Annotated in this window: 4 protein-coding genes and 1 pseudogene; all 5 read left to right on the top strand. The window is 55.8% G+C overall.

Annotation, left to right across the window (positions count from 1 at the left end):
* The first annotated feature begins 136 nt into the window (after positions 1–136).
* On the top strand, positions 137–496 hold the full coding sequence (locus JFT66_RS17005; RefSeq protein WP_198859701.1) for a hypothetical protein: 360 nt from the start codon (positions 137–139) through the stop codon (positions 494–496).
* Positions 493–3939: an SbcC/MukB-like Walker B domain-containing protein gene (locus JFT66_RS17000; RefSeq protein WP_198859700.1), complete on the top strand. Its 3447-nt coding sequence runs from the start codon at positions 493–495 to the stop codon at positions 3937–3939. Before JFT66_RS17005 ends, JFT66_RS17000 begins: the two co-directional genes overlap by 4 nt.
* Positions 3936–5102, top strand: a complete 1167-nt coding sequence (locus JFT66_RS16995; RefSeq protein WP_046069650.1) for a Wadjet anti-phage system protein JetD domain-containing protein — start codon at positions 3936–3938, stop codon at positions 5100–5102. The genes JFT66_RS17000 and JFT66_RS16995 overlap by 4 nt, the downstream gene beginning before the upstream one ends.
* A 187-nt stretch (positions 5103–5289) precedes the next feature.
* Positions 5290–5413 (top strand): annotated as a pseudogene (locus JFT66_RS16990) (IS66 family transposase); the annotation flags it as partial.
* 499 nt (positions 5414–5912) lie between these two features.
* Positions 5913–6689 (top strand): SIR2 family NAD-dependent protein deacylase, encoded by a 777-nt coding sequence (locus JFT66_RS16985; RefSeq protein ID WP_198859699.1) that lies wholly within the window; start codon positions 5913–5915, stop codon positions 6687–6689.
* The last annotated feature ends 57 nt before the right edge of the window (positions 6690–6746 follow it).

The raw sequence follows: 6746 nt of genomic DNA, 5'->3' as shown, positions 1-6746 counted from the left end.
TTCTTTTCGGTCACTTGATTGACCGCTTGGATTTTGAATTCTTCGGGATAACGTGGGTTGCTCATGGCACCTCCTAATTGGCCTCAGTTTAAGGCAAAGAGGTGTCTACGAAACCCGAGGCGATTCAGAAGATGGCATGCGCGCTGGCCAAGTCTCGGATGACAGTGGAGAGATCATCTGCGATTTCATTGAGCTGCAGGAAAAATACCGCCTCATGACCAATCGGGAGCTTCCGCCTAAAGGCGAGCTTGAGGCACTGATCCACACAGCCAAACGGTGGGGAATTGTTCGTCGACTGAAGGCGGGTGACACCCATCTGTCGGGGCTACACATCGAGGCCGAGGACGGAGGCATCGCGATACGTCCCGCCATTCGAATCATTTTGGGAGAGTCCGCTCTGCAGCAGCTTGCCCTTTGGAGTGCCAAAGACCGCGACGCCGAACTGCCGCGCGATGTCAGTAATACCGAACAGCTTAGCCAGGAGGACATCGCATGAAGCGCCTTGAAAGCATAAAGCTGGTGCAGTTTCTGCTGTACGAAAGCGAAGAATTTCTGGTGGAGGAAACCACCGGCATCTTCGGTCCCAATGGCAGCGGGAAGAGTTCGGCATTGGATGCCGTGCAAATCGCGATGTTCGGAGCCAACAAGAATCACATGGCCTTCAACGCTCAAGCCGACTCCTCCGGCGCCAAGATGTCTCGCTCGCTGCGCTCCTACTGCCTAGGGCAATACGGCGACGAGATCGTCGAATGCGCACGCCCCAACTCCACGACCTACATCACCTTGACCTGGAGAAACACCGAAACGAACGAACCGACCACAACCGGTATTTGCATTGAGGCCTCACTCGAAAGTGAAGAGGCGCGGGTTGTGGGTCGTTACGTGGTCAACGGCATAGAGTTGGCAATGGCCGACCACCTTCAATCGATCGAAGGAGACTTCAGCCCCCTGCCCTGGAAGAGCTTTCGCAGCCGCTTGATGGAGCGCGCGAAGATTCTGGGGGAAGACCCTTTCTACGATGACCCGTCCAGCTTTACCAAGCAGATCTTGTTCGCGTTGAGGGGTAAAAACGGACAGCCATCTTATGATGCCTTCATCCGCGCATTTCGCTTCGCGCTGCGGATGAAGTTCGACAAGTCGGTCGACTACATTGTCCGTAACGATGTGCTGGAGAGCAAGCCAACGAATATCAAGAAGTTCAAGGCCATCGTTGACACCTTCAAACACCTCAATCTGCTCATCGAAAATGTTGAAAAGAAAATTGCCCAGGGCAGAAAGGTCGCGGGCCAGTATCTCGCCGCGCAGACGAAGCTACGCCGAGCGGTGTCGTGGCGCGGCCTGGCAGCCACCGCTCAAGATGAAGAGGCGCAACTCGCTTGCGAAAGCGCCGAGGATGTTCTTGAAAAGGCCAAGCAGACCACCAGCGAGCTAAAGTCTGCCAGTCAGCGCCTAAGCGAATCACTGACCGCGTCAGAATCTGAACTCCATCACCTGAGTACCCGTCAGCAACTGCATGCGGCGCACAAGGAAAATGCGGAGGCTCAGTTGGGTCAGGAGAATGCCCGACGGCAGTTGGCCAGAGGGGGCGAAGCACTTGATGAAGACCTCCAGAGGATCAGCACGGCGCTGGAGACCGCTGCTCAGTCGCCTTATCTCGAAGATTTGCGGGATCCGACTCTATCTCTTGCTGCGCGCTTCCGGCTATTGGTCGCTACCCCTGGGCTGACCAGCGTGGAGACCCTGAGAGCGCCCTTGGAGGATATGGCTTCGATAGGTCAAGGGGTCAAGGCTAGTCTGGAGGCCGTTCATCAGGACCTTTCAGATCAGGCGTCCGATCTCGGTGACCGGGTTCGTGGGCTGGAGGGCTCATTGGCACGGGTGCAAGAAGGACGAGCGCCCCTCAGCGACTATGCTCAGATTCTGCTGGAAGAACTGCGTGATGAAGGGCTGAATCCGATCCCGGTGTGCGATCTGGTCAAGATCACAGACCCACGTTGGCAACCGGCGATCGAAGCCTACTTGGCCAAGAACACCGAGGCCTTGTTGCTGCCCGAAGATCAGGAAGAACAGGCGTTTGCGATTTATCGCGGGCTGAAGGGACGCAGAACGGCTTTCGGGGTGAAGATCGTTCGTAGCAACCAGGTCAAACCGGCCGCAATGAATCTGAAAGGCCTGGTCGCCGAACTGATCGAGGGCAGCAACCCCATCGCCGTCGGCTATTTGCGCGGCCAACTCGGCAACTTGAAGCGAGCCGAAGAAACGGGCGATGCGCTTAAGGGCGAAAGGACCCTGACCACGGACGGCATGTACGTCAGCCCGCGAGATTTCGAACGCCTCAAACTAGATAATGAAAAACTGCGGATCGGCGCGGGCACGCGGAGCCAGATCGACCGGCTCAAGGCTGAGCTGTCATCAGCCACGCTCAATCTCAGGCAGATTCGGGATCAACTGGCGGCCATCAAAGGCACGCTGGATCTCACCAGCGGGTTCGGTAGCGAATTCGCTAGCCGCTTGATTCTCAGCCGAGCCACTGCTTACGAGCAGGCCGTTCGACAGAGCGAGCTTGCAGATCAACGGGTGGCCAATATCGCAGACGCTGAGTACCTCGATATCTGCGAAAGAATCGGGACACTCCAGCTTGCTCTGAAGCAACTCAAGGCTGACGAGCGAAGCGCATACACTGCTGCCACGAAGAGTGAATCGCAAATCGAGAGTCTGGAGACCGCCTATGCGAGCAGCAAGCTTCGTCATGAGCAATGCATCCTGCTCAAGCAGCAGTGCCGTGAACATATCGATTACGACGCCGACTTCGTATCTGCAGAATGGAGCCGGCTTATCGAGCGCTTCGAGTCGCCACAGGCGATGGTTGCCCATTGCAACCGAGAATCTCAAGCAGCCGAACAAAACGGAACCAAGCTGGCGAGCGGTGCGCAGATTCAGTTGTGGGCCTACCTTCAGGAACATCGCGAGTCCCTGCCTCAACAGGATCTGGAGGACTGGCGCATTGCTAAGGGCTGGATCGAAAGCTATGTGCAAAAGCTCGAAGTCACCGAGCTTCCTGAATATAAAGTACAGGCCGAAGATGCTTATCGAGCATCCCAGGAGACGTTTCGCCGGGATGTTGCGATCGCGCTCAACACCAACCTTGAGTTCCTTCGCCAGACCTTCGCCAGACTGAACGATGCACTGAGCAGCACGCCACCGTTCACTAACGGTGAGCGATATCAGTTCATGTACAAGGTCCGACCACAGCTCAAACCGCTGCTCGACTTCATCAAGAAGGTTGCGGACTACGGCGTCGACGGGGGGCTGTTTGGGGAGGCTGGTAGCATCCCCCCTCAGTTTGAAGAATTGCTCAAGGACAAGGCCGCTGCTGGCAACTCGGGCGAGAAGAGTCCGCTGGATGACTACCGTGAATTCTACGAATTCGACATTCGCATTCAGCAGGTCGCTCCGGACGGCACAGAAAAGACTATTGGCCACCTGAGCAATCGGATTGGTTCAGGTTCCGGGGGTGAGCATCGTGCTCCGCTTTACGTCATCGCCGGGGCTGGCCTGTGGTCCGCATACCGCATGGATCATGGCACCAATGACGGCCTGCGGCTGATTATGCTAGATGAAGCATTCGACAAAATGGACACCTCCAACATCGTAGCCACAATGAAGTATTTGCAGGAGCTTGGCCTGCAGGTTTTGCTCGCAAGCCCGGGAGAAAACCTCGGGATCCTCAATGCCTTTCTAGACAGCTACTTCGAGATTCAGAAGGATGCCGTGCGTCACGTCGTGCAGGTTGATCGGGTGAAGGTCACCCAAGCGATGCGGGATCAATTCCGTGAGGATCTCTGGGAATTCCATCCAGAGCTGATCGAAGAAGAAATGCTATCGATGAGGGCGCAGTCGAACGGCCCTTCGCTCTCCTCTGATGGGGCGGCCCTATGACGAATCAGATTGCCCAGGACCTTCTTCTGAAGCTGCTGAAGATGGGTAACAAATCAGAGGCGGGGGTGCGTCAGCATGCACCTGCACTGACCGCAGCCAAACTCAAGGCTTACGGGTCGCTTAGAAACTGGCACCATAAACATCAGTGCGAGGAAGTGTTCCTTGCCGCCCGGGACGCCGGCGCTATCAGCTTCATACGGGACAAGCTCAATCCAGAGGATGGACTCATCGAGCGAATTGAGTTGATAGATACTGCCGTCCTTGCCCGATTTCTAAAGCAGACGACGCATTCAGAAACCATGGCCGATGCCAGAGAGCTGCTGGCCCCCCATCTGTCAGGGTATGACGTGCTTGAGGAAGTCATCGAGAAATGGGCGCGCATGTCCAATGTCCGTGGTTCGGGGCCGGCAGACGCAAGTAGCTGGATCGAGGCGATCACCGTCATCTGTCAGTGCTTGCAAGTCCAGGATGTCACCCTGTCGCCGGTGCGCGAAACCAGCGCTCGTCTGCTTCGCAACAGCAAACGAATCGAGCAACTCACCGCTCAATTGGATGTTCTGCTGCAAGGATCGATTGAAGCGGCGGCTAGAGCGCCGGCAGAAGTATGGCAGGAGCTTGGACTCTTCAAAGAGGAGCAACCCGTGTTGATGGCGGGCAACGTGACCATCGTCCGAAGCCGGGTAACGGCCGTGCTCGATGAGCCGTACACAGGTCTTCCCGCCAGTGCTGTTCAGTCGATCTCAGGTCCAGTAGAGGTTGTGCTCACTATTGAAAACCTGACCACTTTCCACTCCGAGGCCAAGCGTCATTCCAACCGTCCCACATTGCTGATCTATACCGCCGGCATGCCCTCGCCGGCGTGGAGAGCCATGTACCAGCGATTGTTGTCGGGTGTGGCTCCCGGCACGCCTGTCTTTCATTGGGGGGACGTTGACGAAGGTGGCTTTCGGATCGCGTCTGTATTGGCCAAAGCGTCAGCGGCCGCTGGTCATTCGCTGAGACCCCATGCCATGGCCCCCGACAATGTTCCTGCGGAGATGAGAAAGTCGGCGTCGAAACGAACATTGACCCGAATGAAACATTTTGCCGAGTCGGCCGGCTGGCCAAGTCTGGGTGAGGAGCTGTTTGAGGCAGGGTTTATTGTCGAACAGGAAGCACTCTAGCGATCAAGCAAGTGAGTGAGCTGCGATTCTATGTCGAATCGCAGCCTGGTATGCAGTATGGCTCATGTCATAACCAGCCGTAAGACCTGGGGCAGTCTTGAAATCGCCGCTCTATCCGGAACGTTCAGCAGATGGCTTTTTGTGCGGATCTGGAGCTGGACCGTACATTTGTAACCGTCCGGGCAATACACCTTATCTTGACGTCGGGACCTGTCCCATTGACAATAAATGATGCGAAAACCAGATCCGACAGTGGGTACTTAGACGCTCGAATTGTTTGTTTACGGGCTCGTTACGCAGCGGAAAAGCAACCGTCCGGCCAAGCCACCTACCGAACTCCAGCATTAAGGGCGATGGTGTTTGCGTATTTTTAAGCGAACGAGATCACCCTTATCGCTAGGATTTCCATGCGCCAACGTAGCTCTTATCCCAAACCGTTCAAGTCCCAAACCGTTCAAGCCCAGGTCCTCCAGAACGCGGAATGCAGCAAGGTGTGATTGCGGGACGCTTACCGCCGAAAAGCGGAAAGCCCCAAAATAGTGGTTGCGCAGCCATTTTCGGTTAATATTTTCTTAGCGTTCGGCGCATATTTTAAGAAAATCTTTGGTCGGTTAAGAAAATCTAACCAAAGCCAGGGGAAAAATGGGAAATCTAGTGGGTTACGCCCATTTGATCAACGCGATGGGCCTGAACGCTATCGGGGTAAAGACGCCTGCACTCGTTCAACCCGTCACCCGCATTGAACGGATCAACGGCGCGCTTGCAGTGTATTACCGTTAAGGCGGCAAGGGTTACAACGTTGGAGGGAAGATGGCCAGCACAATCGAAGCCGTCGCTGAGCTTGTAGCTGGAGCAAAGCGCATCGTGGTGTTTACCGGCGCCGGCATTTCTGCCGACAGTGGAATCCCCACTTTTCGAGATCCACTGACCGGCATCTGGGCCCAATACGATCCCGAAAAGCTTGAGACAGCGAATGCTTTCCGGAAAGACGCCGCACTGGTGTGGGGGTGGTACCTGTGGCGAAGAGCCCAGGTCGCTCAAGCCAGTCCAAACGCTGCCCATCTTGCCGTTGTACAACTGGCCCAAAGCGGCCGCGAAGTCACCGTAGTCACTCAAAACATCGACGACCTGCATGAACGTGCAGGGTCGACCGGAGTGATTCATTTGCATGGTGCGCTCGCCGTACCTAAATGCTTTGCTTGTCACCGAATTCCAGCGTCTGTGTCTTTTGATCAACAGTTTTTCAGCGATGGCTTAAGTGTAGAGCCGCCCCGCTGCCCGCGTTGTAACGGGAAGCTAAGACCTGGGGTAGTGTGGTTTGGGGAGGACTTGCCTATTGCTGTTTGGAAGCGGGCGGTTGAGGCAGCGCAGGGCTGCGATGTGCTGTTGTCTATCGGCACGTCAGGCGTGGTATTCCCAGCCGCAGAGATCCCGAGAATTGCGCTCAAATCAGGCGCGCGCGTAGTGCACATCAACACAACGGAAACACCCCTCGAGAGCCCTCTTGAAATGTCCCTTATTGGCCGTGCAGCGGCTTGTGTTCCCGCTATCGTGTCCCAGATCGCAGCACCTGGCAAAGCGGTTTGATAGAATCATTGGCTACACATAATCAGGCTTCATGAAAGAGAGATTCGTCACCGGCGT

The sequence above is a fragment of the Pseudomonas sp. MF6755 genome (genome assembly GCF_016405635.1).
In the GTDB taxonomy this organism is placed as follows: Bacteria; Pseudomonadota; Gammaproteobacteria; order Pseudomonadales; family Pseudomonadaceae; genus Aquipseudomonas; species Aquipseudomonas haemolytica.
Note: the sequence above shows the minus strand (reverse complement) of the source record. Positions and strands in the feature narration are given on the sequence as shown.